We start from the raw sequence: 18,697 nt of genomic DNA on the forward strand, positions 1-18,697 counted from the left end.
GGGTCCTGGCTCACTGTCGACGGTGAGCCAGGACCCCGGCAGGTGAGCCAGGACGTCGCTCAGAGCCCGAGTTCGGCGCGGATCTCGTCGCCGTGCTGGCCGGGCCGCGGAACGCTGCCGACGGCGCCCGGCGTGCGGGAGAACCGGGGGGCCACCTCGGGCTGCCGCACCCCGTCGACCTCGACGAACACCCCCCGCTCGCGGTTGTGCCGGTCCTCGGTCGCCTCCAGCAGCGACCAGACCGGCGCGACGCAGGCATCCGTGCCCTCGAACACCGACCACCACTCGGCGCGGGTGCGGGAGGCGAAGACCCCGGCGAACCGCTCCCGCAGCGCCGGCCACTGCCGGGGATCCTCGCGGCGCGGCAGCGTCTCGTCCCCGGCGAGCCCGAGGCCCTCGAGCAGCGCGGCGTAGAACTGCTCCTCCAGCGCGCCGACGGCGAGGAACTGCCCATCGGCGCAGCGGTAGACGTCGTAGAAAGGCGCCCCGGTGTCCAAAAGGTTGCGGCCGCGGCGGTCGGTCCACACCCCGGCGTCCAGCATCCCGTGGATCATCGTGGTCAGGACGGCGGTGCCGTCGACGATCGCCGCGTCGACCACCTGCCCCTCCCCCGTGGCCCGGGCGTGCAGCAGCGCGGCGAGCGCACCGAGCGCCAGGAACACTCCCCCGCCCCCGAAGTCGCCGAGCAGGTTCAGCGGCGGGGCCGGGCGCTCGTCCGGGCGCCCGCTGGCGCCCAGCGCGCCGGTCAGCGCGATGTAGCCGATGTCGTGGCCGGCGCTGTGCGCGAGCGGCCCGGTCTGCCCCCAGCCGGTCATCCGGCCGTAGACGAGCGCGGGGTGCTCCCCCAGCAGCTCGTCCGGTCCCAGCCCCAGACGCTCCATCACGCCCGGGCGGAACCCCTCCAGCAGGACGTCGGCCCGCCGCACGAGGGCGCGCACCACGCCGACGTCGTCCGGGTCCTTGAGGTCGAGGGCGATCGAGCGCTTGCCGCGGTCGAGCAGCGAGGTCGCGCCCAGCGAGCCCAGCAGTCCCCCGCGGTCGCCCTTGCGGTCGATGCGGACGACGTCGGCACCGAGGTCGGCCAGCAGCATCCCGCAGAACGGACCGGGCCCGAGCCCGGCGAACTCGACGACCCGCACACCTTCCAGCGGTCCCACGGCGTCCTCCCCTGCTCCGGGCCGCGCTCGTGCGACCCTCCCGGAGGCATGCTGCCCGACGCCGCACCCGGGAGGAGAGCCTGGTCACATGGCCTACCTGCTCGCTGCCCTGGGCGGCGCGCTGGGTGCCCTCGCCCGCTGGGCGGTGGCGGAGGCGCTCCCGCCGTCCCCCGCCGGCCTGCCCTGGGCCACCCTCGGCGTGAACGTGACCGGCTGTCTGCTCCTCGGCGCGCTGGCGGCCGTCCTGGTGGCGCGGGCCCCGGGCTCCCCCTGGGCCCGCCCGTTCCTGGGCGTGGGCGTGCTCGGCGGCTTCACCACGTACTCGACCTTCGCGGTGGAGGTGGTGCGGCTGGTGGAGTCCGGCGCGGTCGGCACCGCGCTGTCCTACGTCGCCCTCTCGGTGCTCGGCGGCGTCATCGCCGCGGCCGCTGGGACGCTGGCCGGCCGCACCCTCGCCGGAGGGCCCCGGTGACGCCGTGGCTGGTGGTCGCGGGCGCCCTGGTCGGCGCGCCGCTGCGCCTGCTGGCCGAGCGGGTCGCCGTGGCCCGCCGCGGAACCGGCAGCGTGCTGGGCACCTTCACCGTGAACGTGGCGGGCAGCGCACTGCTCGGCGTGCTCCTCGGGACCGCCACCGCCCCGGCGTGGGTCGTCGCGCTGGTGGGCGTCGGCCTGTGCGGCACCCTCACCACGTTCTCGACGTTCGGCACCGAGGTGGTCCGGCTCGCGGAGGCCCGCGCCCCCCTCCGCGCCGTGGGCTACGTCGCCGCGACCGTGCTGGTGGGACTGGCGGCCGCGGCGGGCGGGTACGTGCTCGGCCGGGTGATCTGAGCGGCCCCGCGCAGCGGGACGGGCCGGTGCTGGATAGGGTCAGGGCGGTATGGCGGAGAACACGGAGCAGAGGGTCGGGGCCGACAGCCCCGTCGTCGTGGTCGCCAACCGGCTGCCGGTCGACCAGGTCACCGATCCCGACGGCAGCACCCGGTGGCAGCGGAGCCCCGGCGGGCTGGTCACGGCGCTCGAGCCGTTCGTCGCCGGGCGCGGTGGCGCGTGGGTCGGCTGGTCCGGGTCCGCCGGCGAGGCGCCCGAGCCCTTCGAGTCCGGTGGCATGTCGCTGATCCCCGTCGAGCTCAGCGAGGAGGAGGTCGACCGCTACTACGAGGGCATGTCGAACGCCTCGCTGTGGCCGCTGTACCACGACGTGGTCGAGAAGCCCGAGTACCACCGCGCCTGGTGGGACACCTACGTGCAGGTCAACAAGCGGTTCGCCGAGCGCACCGCGGCGGTGGCGGCCGAGGGCGCCATCGTCTGGGTGCACGACTACCAGCTGCAGCTGGTGCCGGCGATGCTGCGCCAGGTCCGGCCGGACCTGACCATCGGCTTCTTCCTGCACATCCCGTTCCCGCCCTACGAGCTGTTCACCCAGCTCCCCTGGCGGTCGGCCATCGTGGAGGGCCTGCTCGGCGCGGATCTGGTCGGTTTCCAGCGCCCGTCGGCGGCCGTGAACTTCGTGCAGCTCGCCCGGCGGCTGCACGACCTGAGCTGCAAGCGCGATCAGATCGAGTACGACGGCCGCACGGTGGTGGCCAAGGCCTTCCCGATCTCCATCGACGTCCGGGGCTTCGACGAGCTCGCCTCCTCGCCGGAGGTGCTCGCCCGGGGGAAGGAGATCCGCGCCGAGCTCGGCAACCCGGACAAGATCATCCTGGGTGTCGACCGGCTGGACTACACCAAGGGCATCAGCGTCCGGCTCAACGCGTTCCAGGAGCTCCTCGAGGACGGTGCGATCGAGGCGCCGGACACGGTGCTGGTGCAGGTCGCGACGCCGAGTCGGGAGCGCGTCGAGCACTACGTGCACATGCGGGAGACGATCGAGCAGCAGGTCGGCCACATCAACGGCGTCTTCGGGTCCATCGCCGGCCCGGCCGTCCACTACTTCAACCAGTCGATGCCGCGCGAGGAGCTCGCCGCGCTCTACCGGGCCGCCGACGTCATGCTCGTGACCCCCTACCGCGACGGCATGAACCTGGTGGCCAAGGAGTACGTCGCGGCGCGCGGTGATCTCCGTGGCGCGCTGGTGCTGTCGGAGTTCGCCGGGGCGGCGGCGGAGCTGCGGCAGGCCTTCCTGGTCAACCCGCACGACATCGCCAGCGTCAAGACGCAGCTGGTCCGGGCGCTGCGCATCGAGCCGGCCGAGGCGGCCAAGCGGATGCGGACCATGCGCCGGCACCTGTTCCGCAACGACCTGGACCACTGGGCCAGTTCGTTCTTCGAGGCGCTGCGGGGCCAGGCGTGACCTCCCCCGGCCTCGACGAGGCGCTGACGGCGCTCGCCGCACGCCGACCGCTGCTGGTGGCCAGCGACTACGACGGCGTCCTCGCCCGACTGCGCGACGACCCGGCGGCGGCCGTCCCGGAGCCCGGCGTGGCCGAGGCGCTGGCGCGGCTGGCGGCGGCCGACGGCGTCACGGTGGCCCTGGTCAGCGGTCGCGGGGTGGAGGACCTGCGCCGGACCAGCGGCCTGTCCGGTCCCTTCCGCTGGATCGGCAGCCACGGGGCGGAGTTCGACGGCCCCCTCGCCGGCGCGGACGCCGGTCGGCGGGACGAGCTCGCCGGGGTGCTGCGGCCGCTGGTCGAGAGCACGCCCGGCGCCCGGCTGGAGATCAAGCCGGCCAGCGTCGCCGTCCACGTGCGGCAGGTGGCCGATCGCACCCGAGCGGCCGAGCTGCTGGAACAGGCCCGCCGGGCGGTGGATCCGTCACTGACGCTCAAGCCGGGCAAGGACGTCCTCGAGGTCGCCGTCACCGACGCGCACAAGGGCGCCGCGCTGCAGCGGCTCGTCGGCGAGCTGGGTGCCCGGGCGGCGCTGTACCTGGGCGACGACGTCACCGACGAGGACGCGTTCCGGGCGCTGCGGCCGGATGACCTGACGGTCAAGGTCGGCGACGGCGAGACAGCCGCCCGCCACCGCGTGACCGGGCCCGAGGACGTGGTGGGCCTCCTCGGGGCGCTCGCCGACCGCCTGGGCTGAGCCCGCTCCGTCTCCGTGTCGCACCGCGCGGCGCGCGGCCGGACCGCTGCCCGGCGGTCACCGGGCCCTGGGGTGTCGACATGCCCGCAATACCCTTCCTCGAAATGCGGGAATGGACCTGGCACGCGACGACGAGCGTCTCGGGATTGTCGATGAATCGCGTGCCGGAGTCGCTGACCCGGCGATGGCATAACGATGTGCAATCCGCTGCGGAACGGTGCTCTGCGACCTGGGTGGAGTCACCACAATGAGCGAGCCGCCACACCGGCGGGCACCTCTCCCCCAGGACGGTCCAGCGTGCACGCACCACTCCCCTCCCCCGGTACCCGGCGGCGTGCCGGGTGGTTCGCCGACCGCCCCCTGGCGGTGAAGTTCGGCATCCTGATCGGTGTCGTCGTGACCGCCTTTGCGGGGCTGCTGTCCGCGGTCCTGGTCGGCAATGCGACGGTGCACGACGCGAACGCCGAGCTGCAGCGCCTCAACGAGGCCGAGGAGCTGGTGCTCCAGCTCGACACCCGGGCCAGCGAGCTGAAGGTGGACGGCTTCAAGACGCTCGTCCGGGAGGACCCCCAGGCCCAGCGCGCGGAGCTCGCCGAGGACATCGCCACGCCCGAGGGCATGCTGGCCGAGCTCGCCACGATCCGCCTCAGCGGCCGGGCGGCCGACTCGGTGGCCGGCCTGTCCGAGAGCTTCGAGGCCTACACCGATGCCATCTCCGCGTGGGTGGACCTGGCCGTCGCCGACCCCGCCGCGATGCGGCCGCGCTGGGAGGAGATCCAGCAGGCGAACGACCTGACCGACGGCGCCGTCAGCGAGGCCAAGGACGTCCTGGGGACCGAGAGCGACGCCGCGCAGGTCCGGCTCGACGAGGCGCTGGCGCGGGCGGCGGTCGTGGCGGAGATCGCGGCCGCCGTCGGCGTCCTGGTGATCATCGGGATCAGCGTGCTGACGCTGCGCTCGGTCACCCGGCCGGTCCAGCGGGTCAAGCAGTCCCTGGACGCCCTCGCGACGGGCGACATGACCGTGGACACCGGGGTCTCCTCCCGGGACGAGGTCGGCCAGATGGCGGCCGCGCTCGACACCGCCCGGGCCAGCCTGCGGGGTGTGCTCACCTCGGTCGCCGACTCGGCGAACGCCGTCGCGGCGTCGTCGGAGGAGCTGTCGGCCTCCTCGGCGCAGATCGCGGCGGGTGCGGAGGAGACCTCGACGCAGTCCGGGGTGGTGGCCTCGGCGGCCGAGGAGGTCTCCCGCAGCGTGGAGACGGTCGCCGCGGGTGCGGAGCAGATGGGCGCCTCGATCCGGGAGATCGCCAGCAACGCGGCGGAGGCCAGCGAGGTGGCGGCGCGTGCGGTGACGGCGGCGGAGACCACCACCGCCACCGTGGCCAAGCTGGGCGAGTCCTCGGCGGAGATCGGCAACGTCGTCAAGGTGATCACGAGCATCGCCGAGCAGACCAACCTGCTGGCGCTCAACGCCACCATCGAGGCCGCGCGGGCCGGTGAGGCCGGCAAGGGCTTCGCGGTGGTGGCCAACGAGGTGAAGGAGCTGGCGCAGGAGACGGCGAAGGCGACCGAGGACATCGCCCGCCGGGTGCTGGCGATCCAGGGCGACACGACGGCGGCGGTGGCCGCGATCGAGGAGATCTCCTCGATCGTCGCGCAGATCTCCGACCGGCAGACCACCATCGCGTCCGCGGTGGAGGAGCAGACGGCGACGACGAACGAGATGTCACGATCGGTGCAGGAGGCCGCCGGCGGCACCGGCGAGATCGCGGCCAACATCACCGGGGTCTCCTCCGCGGCCGACTCGACCACCCAGGCGCTGACCCAGACGCGGGTCGCCGTGGACGAGCTGTCCCGGATGGCGGCGGACCTGCGGACCACCGTGGGGCGCTTCGTCTACTGACGCACCGCCGGCGACTCCCCGAGGCGGGGGGCTTCCGACCATTCCGGTCGGGCGCCCCCCGCCTCTCCTCGTGCTCGGGTCGACAAATCTGCCGGCCTGAGAATGGTCACCCGGGCATTTTCCGCGGCACGCGCGACACGGACTTCTTCAACGTTGAGAAACCGATCGGTCGGGTGACGATCTGCTCGCACCGAACGCACTCCGAACCCCCGGGGCAGGGCAGTCGGCCCGCCCGCTCGAGAACGAGGAAGCCTCGCCATGTCCGCACCACGGCCCGACGCAACAGGTCGGCACTGGTACCGCGACCGCGGTATCGGGACACGGATCTTCGCGGTCTGCGCCGCCCTCCTGCTGGGCATGCTGGCCGCCACGGTCACCGGCATCACCGGCACCCAGCGCGTCGCCGATCTGCACGCCGAGGCGCGCGACGCGGTCGCTGCGCAGCGCGTCGTGGAGGGGGCGCGCTACGACCTGCTCTGGGCCGCCAACTGGCAGAACATCACCGCCTGGAAGGCGCGGGTCGAGGGCGGCGCCGTGGCCGCGGCTGCCGATGGCGACAACGTCGCCGCCTACCGCGACGGCGCGACCGGCTTCGAGGCCCTCTTCGACCTGGACCGCGACCAGCTGGACGCCGACGCCGAGGCCAGCCTCGAGGTGATCGAGCGGAACTGGGCGCTGATGAGCGACTACAACGAGCAGATCTTCCTGCTGTGGCAGCAGGGGCGCCTCGACGAGGGCGACGCCCTCTCGCAGGGCGAGAAGTGGGACGTCTTCTACGTCCTCGACCAGGCGATGGTGGAGCTGGTCGCGTCGGTCGACGCCCGGGTCGCGGAGTCCGAGGCCGCGGTCGCCGACGCACGCAGCGAGACGCTGACGGTCTCCCTGGTCGTCTCCGGCCTGGCGTTCGTGCTCGGTGGCGCCCTGGCGCTGCTCGTCTCCCGCAGCATCACCGGCGGGGTCCAGGAGGTCAAGGCCGGGCTCGAGCGGCTGGCCGCACGCGACCTGACCACCCGGCTGGCGGTGCGCGGCCGTGACGAGATCGGTCAGATGGCCACGGCGCTCAACACCGCCGCCGACGCGATGGCGACCACCATCGCCGACATCGTCTCCTCGGCGGACGCGGTCGCGGCCAGCTCGGAGGAGCTGAGCGCCTCCTCGGCGCAGATCGCGGCCTCGGCCGAGGAGACCAGCGCCCAGTCGGGTGTGGTGTCCGGTGCGGCGGAGGAGGTGTCGCGCAGCGTGGAGACGGTCGCGGCCGGTGCGGAGCAGATGGGTGCCTCGATCCGGGAGATCGCGTCCAACGCGGCGGAGGCCAGCGAGGTGGCGGCTCGTGCGGTGACGGCGGCGGAGACGACGACGGCGACGGTGGCGAAGCTGGGGGAGTCCTCGGCCGAGATCGGCAACGTCGTCAAGGTCATCACGAGCATCGCGGAGCAGACGAACCTGCTCGCCCTGAACGCGACCATCGAGGCCGCGCGGGCCGGGGAGGCCGGCAAGGGCTTCGCGGTGGTCGCGAACGAGGTGAAGGAGCTGGCGCAGGAGACGGCGAAGGCGACCGAGGACATCGCCCGCCGGGTGCAGGCGATCCAGGGCGACACCACGGCCGCGGTCGCCGCGATCGGGGAGATCTCCTCGATCGTCGCGCAGATCTCCGACCGGCAGACCACCATCGCCAGTGCGGTGGAGGAGCAGACGGCGACGACCAGCGAGATGTCGCGGTCGGTGCAGGAGGCCGCCGGCGGCACCGGGCAGATCGCGGAGAACATCACAAGTGTCTCCACGGCCGCGGACGCCACGACCCAGGCGCTGACCCAGACCCGCACCGCTGTGGACGAGCTGTCCCGGATGGCCGCCGACCTGCGCAGCACCGTCGGGACGTTCAGCTACTAGCAGGACCCCCGTCCCGCCTCATCTATCGCACGCGCGGGGTGAGGCGGGACGGAGGCCGCCGAGGGGCGCTCGACCAACGGTCGGGCGCCCCTCGGCGCGTGTCCGGAAAATGGCGCCCCTTGCGGGACGTCGCACAGGTGAGCGCCCGCTGTCGACAATGGTGGAATGTCGCCATCGCGACCGAGTCGACTCGTTGACTCCGTTTCCAAATCGTTGTGTCCGCCATTTCCCAACACGCACAGAAAGGCTCGACACCTGACAGTTCGTGGCCTTAGCTTCTCCGCAGCAACCGAAAGCGGTGGCGGATTCGTCCGTCGTCCGTCGTCCGTCTCCGGATCGGGTTGCACTCGGATCCCTCTCCAGAACGGACTTCTCCCATGGCACATGTCGCGCGCCGCGCGCTCGGCCGGATGTCGGTATCCGCCAAGATCCTCAGCTCCGTCTCGGTCGCGGTCGTCGCCGGCATCGCCGTCGGCACCGTGGGTTGGAGCTCCCTCGGCGATGCCGCCGACAAGGCCGACGCCACCTACCGGGAGAGCACCCAGGCGCTCGTGCAGGTCGAGGAGATGCGCTCGCAGCTGCTGACCCTCCAGCTCAACCAGACGGCCCTGCTGCTGCCGAACGTCAGCCAGGAGAACGCCACGACGTGGGCCGCGGGCGCCACGGCGGCCGCCGAGGCGTTCGGCGCGGCCGGTTCCGCCTACCTCGGCACGGCGCCCGCCGCCGAGCAGCGGGCCCTGGCCGAGCAGTCCCTGGACACCTACGGCACCTGGGGCGAGGTCTACGCCCAGACGCGGCAGGCCTACAGCGCCGGCGACGCCGCCGCGGCCGGCACGCTGTACGCGCAGTCCTCGAAGCTCATGGACCAGCTGACCGGGGAGATCGACCAGCTCCTGGCCTCCGAGATCTCCGAGGCGAGCTCCTCCGCCGCCGCGGTCGCCGACACCAGCGAGCGGGCGCGGACGCTCGTCATCGCCCTGCTGGCCATCGGCTCGGCCATCGCCCTCGCGGTGGGCTTCTTCGTCGCGCGCGGCATCCGCCGGAACCTGGAGAAGGTGCAGCACGTGATCCAGGGCCTGGCCGAGGGGGACCTCACCCGGCAGACCGGTGTCCAGCAGTCCGACGAGATCGGGCGGATGGCCACCGCTCTCGACGAGGCCCAGGAGTCCCTGCGCGCCGTGATGGCCTCCGTCGTCTCCTCGGCGGACGCGGTCGCGGCCAGCTCGGAGGAGCTGAGCGCGTCGTCGGCGGAGATCTCGACGTCGGCGCAGGAGACCTCCGCCCAGTCGGGTGTGGTGGCCTCGGCGGCCGACGAGGTGTCGCGGAACGTGCAGACGGTCGCGGCCGGCGCGGAGCAGATGGGTGCCTCGATCCGGGAGATCGCGTCCAACGCGGCGGAGGCCAGCGAGGTGGCGGCGCGTGCGGTGACGGCGGCGGAGACGACGACGGCGACGGTGGCGAAGCTGGGGGAGTCCTCGGCGGAGATCGGCAACGTGGTGAAGGTGATCACGAGCATCGCGGAGCAGACGAACCTGCTGGCGCTCAACGCCACCATCGAGGCGGCGCGGGCGGGTGAGGCCGGCAAGGGCTTCGCGGTGGTGGCGAACGAGGTGAAGGAGCTGGCGCAGGAGACGGCGAAGGCGACCGAGGACATCGCCCGCCGGGTGCAGGCGATCCAGGGCGACACCACGGCCGCGGTGGCCGCGATCGGGGAGATCTCCTCGATCGTCGCGCAGATCTCCGACCGGCAGACCACCATCGCCAGTGCGGTGGAGGAGCAGACCGCCACGACGAACGAGATGTCCCGATCGGTGCAGGAGGCCGCTGACGGCACCGGGCAGATCGCGGCGAACATCTCCAACGTCTCGGGTGCGGCGGACTCCACCACGCAGTCGCTGACCCAGACCCGCACCGCTGTCGACGAGCTGTCCCGGATGGCCGCCGACCTGCGTAGCACCGTCGGGAAGTTCAGCTACTGATCCCCGGCGGCCGCACCGGCCGCACCCTGATCCGAGAGCGCACGGCCGGCCGGCCGTGCGCTCTCGGCGTTCTGCGCGCACCCATGCCACCGGTCGGTGGACCTGCGCAGCCGGGTGGGCGAAAGTGCCATGTCGACACGAGAAATGCGATGGGCGGACGTTCTCGTCCGGTGCCGAGACACGCGCCATCAAACGCTCAACCGGTGTTTCTGGACCGTTTACATTCTTGTCCTCGTCACAGCGCGGACCGACCGCGGTGGCGCGCATTCAGCAATCCATCTCCTTTCCGTTCGGAGCACCATGTCCGCTCTTCCTGCATCCCACCGCCGGAGCCCCTCCGGCTGGTTCACCAGCCGGCCGCTGGCGGTGAAGATCGGCGCCGCCCTAGGCGTCCTCGCCGTGGTCGCTATCGCCCTGACCGGGCTCGCCGTGCAGCGGCTGGGCAGCCTGGCGGAGTCCGGGGACCATCTGTACGGCGACTCGATCGTCCCGCTGAACAAGCTGGCCGAGGTGCAGCGCACGTTCCAGGGGGACCGTGCGCGCAACAACATCTACGGCTTCGTCGCCCCGGCCGCCCGGGCGGAGCTCGACGCCACGCTGCTCGAGCGCCGCGAGCAGCTCGAGCGGGAGCAGGAGGCCTACGTCGAGACCCTCAACGACCCCGCGGACTTCGCCGCGGTGGCCGAAAGCATCGATGCGTACTACGCCGTCGTCGACGAGCAGCTGTACCCGGCTGCGCGGGCTGGTGACGTCGCGACCGTCCAGCGGTTGGTGTCGGGTGAGCTGGCGCAGGCGGGCCGGGCGCTGTCCGACGCCTTCGGTGCCGAGCAGGAGCGCCAGGCCGCCGACGCGCAGCGTGACGCCGCAGCCGGTGACGACCTCGCGGCCTCGGCGACCGTCTTCCTGTGGACCGCGCTGGCCGTCGGCATCGCCGTCGCGTCCGCCCTGGCCGCGTGGGTGGTCCGGCAGATCGTCCGGACCGTGCGCTCGGTGCAGGCCTCGGTGGAGGCCCTCGCCAAGGGCGACCTGACCGTCCGCCCCGAGGTCACCTCGGGTGACGAGCTCGGCCGCATGGCGCAGGCGCTCGCCGCCGCCCAGGACAGCCTGCGTGAGGTCCTGGCGGGCGTGGCGGGGTCGGCGGACGCGGTGGCGGCATCGTCGGAGGAGCTGTCGGCGTCGTCGGCGCAGATCTCCGCGGGTGCGGAGGAGACCGCGGCGCAGTCGGGTGTGGTGTCCGGTGCCGCGGAGGAGGTGTCCCGCAGCGTGCAGACGGTGGCCGCGGGCGCGGAGCAGATGGGTGCCTCGATCCGGGAGATCGCGCAGAACGCGAACGAGGCGGCACGGGTGGCCGCGGCGGCGGTGAGCGAGGCCGAGACGACGACGACGACGATCACCAGGCTGGGGGAGTCCAGCAAGGAGATCGGCGACGTGGTGAAGGTGATCACGAGCATCGCGGAGCAGACGAACCTGCTGGCGCTGAACGCCACGATCGAGGCGGCGCGGGCGGGTGAGGCCGGCAAGGGCTTCGCGGTGGTGGCCAACGAGGTGAAGGAGCTGGCGCAGGAGACGGCGAAGGCGACCGAGGACATCGCCCGCCGCGTGGAGGCGATCCAGGGCGACACCGGGGGCGCGGTCGCGGCGATCGGGCGGATCAGCGAGGTGATCGCCCAGATCAACGACTACCAGACGACGATCGCCTCGGCGGTGGAGGAGCAGACGGCGACGACCAGCGAGATGTCGCGGTCGGTGCAGGAGGCCGCCGGTGGCACGACGCAGATCGCGGAGAACATCTCCGGGGTCTCGACGGCCGCGGACTCCACGACGCAGGCGCTGACCCAGACCCGCACCGCCGTCGACGAGCTGTCACGGATGGCCGCCGACCTGCGCACCACCGTCGGGAGGTTCACCTACTGACCTGACGCGAGCTTCCCCCGGCCGGGCCGGGTGGTGACCCCTTCCCCGGTCGCCACCCGGCCCGCGTCGTTCCTGGACGGGTGCCCGGGTGGGCGAGGGCTCGGCGGTGCCGCCGTCCGCGCCGGGGCGGCTCGGCAAATTCTCGTCAAGTCGACACGGGAAATGCGATTGCCGGCCATTCTCGGCGATGCCGTGCGACACGTCGATGATTGGTGCAACGTCAATCTTGGAAGTGTCCTAACATTTTGCTCGTCGCCTCGGCCCTACGTGTCGGCCGCGCCTCCACCGAGGTGTTTCGTTCGCTTCCCGACGAAGTCCTCGGCCCACCCCGCTGCCCTATTCCTGGAGAACCGTCATGTCCGCCGCCGCTCGTTCCACTCATGCCACCGGGCCCTCCCGCTCACCGCTCTCCTGGTGGGGCGACCGATCGGTGAAGACCAAGGTCCTCACGACCGTCTCGGCCGCGGGCGTCGTCGCCGGCGCCATCGGGGTGCTCGGACTCCAGGCACTCAGCGCGTCCGCCACGGCGGCGGATCAGCTGTACGAGGACAACCTCCTGGGCGTCGCGGCCGCCGCCGACATGGACGGGTTGCTCGGTGACATGCGCGTCAACCTGCGCGACACGGTCCTCGGCACGGATACGGCGGCCAAGATCGCCGACATCGACAACCTGAGCGCCGAGCTCCAGGCCGTCGTCGCGGAGTACCGCGCCGGGACCAGCGCACCGGAGAAGCTCGACATCCTCGATGGGGTCGACGCCGACATCAGCAGCTACGTCGCCTTCCAGAAGGACGTCCTCGTCCCCTACGCGCAGAAGCAGGACTTCGCCAGCTGGATGAGCGCGAACGCGGAGCAGGGGGCGCCGCTCGCCGAGAAGATGGGCGGCGGCATCCAGGCGCTACGGGACATGGAGGCCGAGGAGGCGAGCCAGGCGGCCGCCGCGATCCGCAGCGAGTACGAGAGTCAGCGCGTCGTGTCGATCATCATCATGGTCGTCGGGATCGCCCTGGCGCTGGCGGGGGGCCTCTACGTCGCCACGGGCATCGCCCGCTCCACCCGCAAGGTGCAGGACGTCGCGACCGGCCTGGCCGCTGGTGACCTGACGCGCTCCAGTGGCCTGACCACCAAGGACGAGCTGGGCCGGATGGGCCAGGCGCTGGACTCCGCGGTGACCGACCTCCGGGCGGTGATGGCCTCGGTCGTCGGGTCGGCGGACGCGGTCGCGGCTTCCTCCGAGGAACTGAGCGCTTCGTCGGCGCAGATCTCGGCCGGTGCCGAGGAGACCTCCGCACAGTCGGGCGTGGTTTCCACCGCCGCCGAGGAGGTCAGCCGCAACGTGCAGACCGTCGCCGCCGGCGCGGAGCAGATGGGCGCTTCGATCCGGGAGATCGCCAGCAACGCGGCGGAGGCCAGCGACGTCGCCACCCGCGCGGTGCAGGCCGCCGAGACCACCACGGCCACGGTCGCCAAGCTGGGGGAGTCCTCGGCGGAGATCGGCAACGTCGTCAAGGTGATCACGAGCATCGCGGAGCAGACGAACCTGCTCGCCCTGAACGCCACCATCGAGGCGGCGCGGGCGGGTGAGGCCGGCAAGGGCTTCGCCGTGGTGGCGAACGAGGTGAAGGAGCTGGCGCAGGAGACGGCGAAGGCGACCGAGGACATCGCCCGGCGCGTGCAGGCCATTCAGGGCGACACGACGGCCGCGGTGACCGCGATCGGGGAGATCTCCACGATCGTCGCGCAGATCTCCGACCGGCAGACCACCATCGCCTCGGCGGTGGAGGAGCAGACGGCCACCACCAACGAGATGTCCCGCTCGGTGCAGGAGGCGGCCAGCGGATCCACGCAGATCGCCGAGAACATCACCGGCGTCTCGTCCGCCGCGGACTCCACCACCCAGGCGCTGGGCCAGACCCGCATCGCCGTCGACGAGCTGTCCCGGATGGCCGCCGACCTGCGCACCACCGTCGGCCGCTTCACCTACTGAGGAGCCCCCGTCCACTCACTCCTCGCAGGCTTCGGGGTGGGCCTCCGGACGGGGCCTGCGCCGGGCCGGCCCACGTGCCGGCCCGGCGCCCCCCCGGCTGGGGGGTCGGTTGCGGGCCATGAACTGCCGATAACACGGCTGACCGGTGCGGTGCGGGTTCACCTTGAATCCGCGGCCGATCCGCCGATGACCCAACGGGGCCGCCTGTGCTCCGCCGCGATGAGAGAGAAGGCAGCAGTGGACGGTCTGGACGACATCGTCGAGGAGTTCCTCGTCGAGAGCCACGAGAACCTCGACCAGCTCGACACCGACCTGGTCGCGCTCGAGCAGGAACCGAACTCCCGTGAGCGGCTGTCCAGCATCTTCCGGACCATCCACACCATCAAGGGCACCAGTGGCTTCCTGGCCTTCAACCGCCTGGAGGAGGTCACGCACGTCGGCGAGAACATGCTGTCCCGCCTGCGCGACGGTGAGCTCGCCCTGACGCCCCAGCGCACCAGCGTGCTGCTGCAGATGGTGGACACGGTCCGGTCGCTGCTGACCTCGATCGAGGCTTCCGGCGGTGAGGGCTCGGTCGACGTCTCCGCCGTCGTCGCCGCCATCAGCGCCGCCATGGAGGACGGCCCGGCCGCCACGGTCGAGGCCCCCGCTGCCGAGGCCCCCGTGGCCGCGGGGCCCGCTGCGGCGGCCCCGGCGAAGAAGGCGCCCGCGAAGAAGACGCCCACCAGGGCGCCGGCCAAGGCGGCCGCGAAGGTCCCTGCGAAGGCCCCCGCCAAGCCCGCCGCCGCCAAGGCGCCGGCCAAGCGCGCCCCACGGGCCAAGCCCGTCCTCGCTCCCGTCGTCGAGGAGCTGCCCGAGGGCCCGCAGGATGACCTGCGGGCCGACCTGCCCGAGGAGCCGTTCACCCCGGCCCCCGTCACCGAGGAGCACCCGGTGTCCGAGTCCGTCGCCGTCGACCACCCCGAGGGGGAGGCCGTCCCCGCCGACGCCGCCGCCGGCGGTCAGGTCCGCCGTGCCGTCGCCGACAGCACGATCCGCGTGGACGTCGACCTGCTCGACGAGCTCATGCTGCTCGTCGGCGAGCTGGTCCTCACCCGCAACCAGATCGTGCAGAACGTCGCGCGGCAGACCGACACCGACCTGATCCGCGCCTCCCAGCGGCTGAACCTGATCGCCAGCGAGCTGCAGGAGGGCGTCATGAAGACGCGCATGCAGCCCATCGACCACATCTGGTCCAAGCTGCCGCGCGTCGTCCGCGACCTCGGCCTCCAGCTGAAGAAGTCGATCCGCCTGGAGATGGAGGGACGGGACACCGAGCTCGACAAGACCCTCCTCGAGGCCGTCAAGGACCCGCTGACCCACCTCGTCCGGAACTCCGTCGACCACGGCATCGAGGCACCCGAGGACCGCAAGAAGGCCGGCAAGCCCGCCGAGGGCGTCCTCACCCTCCGCGCGCGGCACGAGAGCGGCCAGGTCGTGGTCGAGGTGGCCGACGACGGTGCCGGCATCGACCCGGTCAAGCTCGGCGCCAAGGCCGTCCAGCGCGGCCTGCTCACCGCTGACGCACTGTCCCGGATGAGCCCGGCGGACATCCTGCAGCTGATCTTCCTGCCCGGCTTCTCCACCGCCGCGGCGGTCACGAACGTCTCCGGCCGCGGCGTCGGCATGGATGTCGTCAAGACCAACATCGAGTCCATCGGCGGCACGATCGAGGTCGAGTCCGACGCGGGGGTGGGCACCGTCTGCCGGCTGCGCATCCCGCTGACGCTGGCGATCGTGCCGGCGCTGACCGTGGAGTGCGCGACCGACCGCTACGCGATCCCGCAGATCAGCCTGCAGGAGCTCGTGTCGCTGGATGCCGAGAAGGCCGTCAACGCCGTCGAGGAGGTCGGTGGGGCGCAGGTGTACCGCCTCCGCGGCGAGCTGCTCCCGCTGGTCCGGCTCACCGATGTCCTGGGTCTGACCTCCGAGCGGCACGACGGGCACGTCGTCATCGCGGTCCTGCGCTCCGAGGGCCGGCGCTTCGGCCTGGTCGTGGACCGGGTCATCAACACCGAGGAGATCGTCGTCAAGGCGGTCGGCGGCCAGCTGAAGGCGATCGGCCTGTACTCCGGGGCGACCGTCCTCGGTGACGGCACCGTGGCGCTGATCCTCGACGTGCAGGCGCTCGCCCGCCGTGCCCTGCGCACCGAGACCACCGACCGGCAGGAGGCGCGGGCCGGTTCGCTCCAGGTCGCCTCCGCCGAGACCGACCGGCAGCGGATGCTGCTGGCGGCCATCGGGGGAGGTCGCCGGGTGGCCATCCCGCTCGACACGGTCACCCGCCTCGAGCAGGTCCGCACCGAGGCGGTGGAGAAGGTCGGCAACCGGGAGGTCGTCCAGTACCGCGGCGCCATCCTGCCGATGGTCCGGCTGGACCGGCACCTGGGCGCCTACGGGGAGAGCGACCGGGAGGTGCTCGAGGTCATCGTCTACGCCGACCACGGCCGCAGCGTCGCCATCGTCGTGGAGGAGATCCTCGACATCGTCGACGGCGAGGCCGCTGTGCGCAGCGACATCGACGACATGGGTCTGCTCGGCTCGGCCGTCCTCGGGGACAAGGTGACCGAGCTGCTCGACGTCCGGGCCGCGATCCTCGCCGCCGACCCGGCGTTCTACTCCGCTCCTCCCACGACGACGCCCGACGGCGTCCCCACCGCTCTGCTGGAGGTCTGACGTGACCGCTTCGACCCACACCCTCGCGCCGGCGACCAGCGGTCAGCTGGCCACCTTCCGACTGGACGGCGACCTGTACGGCATCGAGGTCGAGCACGTGCAGGAGGTGCTGCGCAGCCAGCAGCTCACCCGCGTGCCGCTCGCGCCGACGGCGGTCGCCGGCCTGATCAACCTGCGTGGCCAGGTGGTCACCGCGATCGAGCTGCGTGAGCGGCTCGGCCGGCCGCCGCGTCCGGAGGGCACCGACCCCGTCGTCATCGTCGTCCGGCTGCACGGCGAGGCGGTCAGCATGCTGGTCGACTCCATCGCCGACGTGGTCGACGTCGACGCCAGCGACTTCGAGGCGCCGCCGGACACCCTGGAGGGTCAGGCCCGTGACCTCATCCGCGGCGCCTACAAGCTCGACGGGAAGCTGCTGCTGGCGCTGGACGTCCAGAAGGCCGTCAGCGCGTAGCGGTTCGTCCTCCTCCGGAGGACGCCACGACCAGGAGCGACACCGCAGCACCGGGCGGCGGGGAGGACCACCTCCCCGCCGCTCGTGCGTTCGGCGGCGGGCGGCCGGGGACGAGACGACGGGGACGGCCACGCCAGCACCTCGGGTAGCGATCGATGACGCTCAGTGATCAATCGCTGACCGCACACGGTGCGACACGCGCTGTAGGTGTACAGGCGCTCCTGCGATGGGGTGACGGGCGCATGGTGCTGCCCTGCCCGGGCAGCCAGCATGGGTCCGTCCCGTTGTCGGAGCCGTGGAGGCGTCGTGCCCTACTCGCTGGTCAGTGCCGCCACCCTCGGCTTCGACCTCGTCCGTCTTCCGGGCGGCCGGGCCGTCGCCGAGGTGCTGCTCGCCGGACTGGGGGCCGACGAGCCGGCGATCAGCCGCCTCGCCGGCGTCCACCCCGCCCGCGGCCTGGACCGTGAGCAGCGCGGCGTACGGGCGGTCCGGTCGCGCCGGGCGCGGGAGATGGCCGCCGCGGTGCCCCACGTGCGCACCGCCGCCGACGCCGCCCAGGGCGCCGGGGACCGCACCGCCCTGCTCGTCCGCCAGCTGGAGATGGGCACCATCGGCGACGCCCCCACGCTGGAGCGGCTGCTCCGCGAGGACGTCCTGGGCCCCGAGCACGCCCTCTCCGGCCGGCTGGACGCCGACACCTGGGAGCAGGCCGCCGACGTCCTGGCCGACGCCGCCGTCGGCTTCTGGGCCGCCGGGGTGCTGCCGCCCCTCGTGCGCCGCGAGCTGACCGCCGCCTTCGACCGCGCCCTCGACACCGGCCCGCTGGCCGGCCCCGCCGGGTGGGGGCTGGAGCACGCCGCGGAACTGAACGGTTTCCTCGCCGCCGTGCGCGACCTGGACGACGCGGGGCGGTCGCGCTGGCGTGCGGCCGTGGACGAAGGGCGCGCCGCCCACCGTCCCTGGGCCACCGCGATGCACGAGGCCTCGTGGGGAGCGCACGTCTCCGGGCGCACCCGGGCGCTGGCCGCCGCGCAGCTGCTCGCCGTCCAGGCGTTCCTCGACGGCGGCTTCGACCTGCACGACGGCGCCGCCGGTGCCTGGAACGCCGTGGCCGGGTGCGTCCAGGCACTGGTCCTCGACGATCTGCTCGGCAGTGAGAGCGCCGCGGTGCTCCGCGCCCCCGGGCGTCGGGTCGGCATCCTGTCCTGACCGGCCGCTGCGGTCCGCATCGGTCCGCGATCCCCCGGTGGCCGACCATTTCCGGGGCACATGTCGACCACGACCGTCACGGTCGTCGAGTGGGCATTGTCGACACCCCATTGACGGCCAAAAAATAGCGTCAGACCTTTTCGCGTGTCGGCTGTAGCCCGGCCCTCTCCCGCCGAGACTCTGAGGCAGCACCAGCCCGCCCTGGTCGGGATCCACCACGACCAGGACGGGCTGCGGCGTTCCAGAGGATCCGGCGTTCTCGTTCTGCTGTCCGCGCACCGTCCACGGCCATTCCCCGGAATGCCGAGAACGGTCGCCGGTCGGCAGCTCCGTCTTTCTCTGGCGCCGTGCTGCAGCATTCCTGGCGTCCGTTCCCGAACGAATCGGCGGACGTCGGGGGCCGTACCGCCGAAGGGCTCAAGCCCGACGCGGAGATGCCGATACAGACAACGAGCCCGCC

General features: G+C 72.6%; 13 protein-coding genes. 12 read left to right on the forward strand and 1 reads right to left on the reverse strand.

Features of this window, described 5'->3' with window-relative positions; genetic code table 11:
• Window positions 1–59 precede the first annotated feature (59 nt).
• On the reverse strand, window positions 60–1,157 hold the full coding sequence (locus tag ACI79Q_RS10720; protein ID WP_456590147.1) for a CaiB/BaiF CoA transferase family protein: 1,098 nt from the start codon (window positions 1,155–1,157) through the stop codon (window positions 60–62).
• 88 nt (window positions 1,158–1,245) lie between these two features.
• Here ACI79Q_RS10720 and crcB point away from each other — a divergent pair, with 88 nt between their 5' ends.
• The 12 genes from crcB to ACI79Q_RS10780 all read left to right on the forward strand — a co-directional run bounded on the left by crcB (window position 1,246) and on the right by ACI79Q_RS10780 (window position 18,237).
• Entirely contained in the window at window positions 1,246–1,629 is a 384-nt protein-coding gene (gene crcB, locus ACI79Q_RS10725) for a fluoride efflux transporter CrcB (RefSeq protein WP_456590148.1), read from the forward strand.
• Window positions 1,626–1,985, forward strand: coding sequence for a fluoride efflux transporter FluC (locus tag ACI79Q_RS10730; RefSeq protein ID WP_456590149.1), 360 nt, complete (start codon window positions 1,626–1,628; stop codon window positions 1,983–1,985). The genes crcB and ACI79Q_RS10730 overlap by 4 nt, the downstream gene beginning before the upstream one ends.
• Before the next feature lie 49 nt (window positions 1,986–2,034).
• Window positions 2,035–3,450, forward strand: a complete 1,416-nt coding sequence (locus tag ACI79Q_RS10735) for an alpha,alpha-trehalose-phosphate synthase (UDP-forming) (RefSeq protein ID WP_456614673.1) — start codon at window positions 2,035–2,037, stop codon at window positions 3,448–3,450.
• Entirely contained in the window at window positions 3,447–4,184 is a 738-nt protein-coding gene (gene otsB / locus ACI79Q_RS10740) for a trehalose-phosphatase (RefSeq protein WP_456590151.1), read from the forward strand. The genes ACI79Q_RS10735 and otsB overlap by 4 nt, the downstream gene beginning before the upstream one ends.
• A 297-nt stretch (window positions 4,185–4,481) precedes the next feature.
• Window positions 4,482–6,089 (forward strand): methyl-accepting chemotaxis protein, encoded by a 1,608-nt coding sequence (locus ACI79Q_RS10745; RefSeq protein WP_456614674.1) that lies wholly within the window; start codon window positions 4,482–4,484, stop codon window positions 6,087–6,089.
• Between the two features lie 258 nt (window positions 6,090–6,347).
• On the forward strand, window positions 6,348–7,979 hold the full coding sequence (locus tag ACI79Q_RS10750) for a methyl-accepting chemotaxis protein (RefSeq protein ID WP_456590153.1): 1,632 nt from the start codon (window positions 6,348–6,350) through the stop codon (window positions 7,977–7,979).
• 377 nt (window positions 7,980–8,356) lie between these two features.
• Window positions 8,357–9,958: a methyl-accepting chemotaxis protein gene (locus ACI79Q_RS10755; protein ID WP_456590154.1), complete on the forward strand. Its 1,602-nt coding sequence runs from the start codon at window positions 8,357–8,359 to the stop codon at window positions 9,956–9,958.
• A gap of 300 nt (window positions 9,959–10,258) precedes the next feature.
• The gene (locus tag ACI79Q_RS10760) at window positions 10,259–11,872 is read left to right on the forward strand and encodes a methyl-accepting chemotaxis protein (protein WP_456613420.1); all 1,614 of its coding nucleotides are present in this window, start codon (window positions 10,259–10,261) and stop codon (window positions 11,870–11,872) included.
• A 430-nt stretch (window positions 11,873–12,302) separates the two neighbouring features.
• Window positions 12,303–13,859, forward strand: a complete 1,557-nt coding sequence (locus ACI79Q_RS10765; protein ID WP_456590156.1) for a methyl-accepting chemotaxis protein — start codon at window positions 12,303–12,305, stop codon at window positions 13,857–13,859.
• A 237-nt stretch (window positions 13,860–14,096) separates the two neighbouring features.
• Entirely contained in the window at window positions 14,097–16,574 is a 2,478-nt protein-coding gene (locus tag ACI79Q_RS10770; protein WP_456613418.1) for a chemotaxis protein CheW, read from the forward strand.
• Window position 16,575: 1 nt separating this feature from the next.
• Window positions 16,576–17,028 carry a chemotaxis protein CheW gene (locus tag ACI79Q_RS10775; protein ID WP_456590158.1) on the forward strand — a complete coding sequence of 151 codons (453 nt, stop codon included), beginning with the start codon at window positions 16,576–16,578 and terminating at the stop codon, window positions 17,026–17,028.
• A 306-nt stretch (window positions 17,029–17,334) separates the two neighbouring features.
• Complete coding sequence (locus ACI79Q_RS10780; protein ID WP_456590159.1) at window positions 17,335–18,237, forward strand: hypothetical protein; 903 nt, start codon at window positions 17,335–17,337, stop codon at window positions 18,235–18,237.
• The last annotated feature ends 460 nt before the right edge of the window (window positions 18,238–18,697 follow it).

This window comes from Blastococcus sp. SYSU DS0828, assembly GCF_054050975.1.

Excerpts from the sequence above, each read along its gene's own strand:
- crcB (WP_456590148.1), top strand. The coding sequence starts at position 1,246 with ATGGCCTACCTGCTCGCTGCCCTGGGCGGCGCGCTGGGTGCCCTCGCC.
- ACI79Q_RS10755 (WP_456590154.1), top strand. The coding sequence starts at position 8,357 with ATGGCACATGTCGCGCGCCGCGCGCTCGGCCGGATGTCGGTATCCGCC.
- ACI79Q_RS10750 (WP_456590153.1), top strand. The coding sequence starts at position 6,348 with ATGTCCGCACCACGGCCCGACGCAACAGGTCGGCACTGGTACCGCGAC.
- ACI79Q_RS10760 (WP_456613420.1), top strand. The coding sequence starts at position 10,259 with ATGTCCGCTCTTCCTGCATCCCACCGCCGGAGCCCCTCCGGCTGGTTC.
- ACI79Q_RS10735 (WP_456614673.1), top strand. The coding sequence starts at position 2,035 with ATGGCGGAGAACACGGAGCAGAGGGTCGGGGCCGACAGCCCCGTCGTC.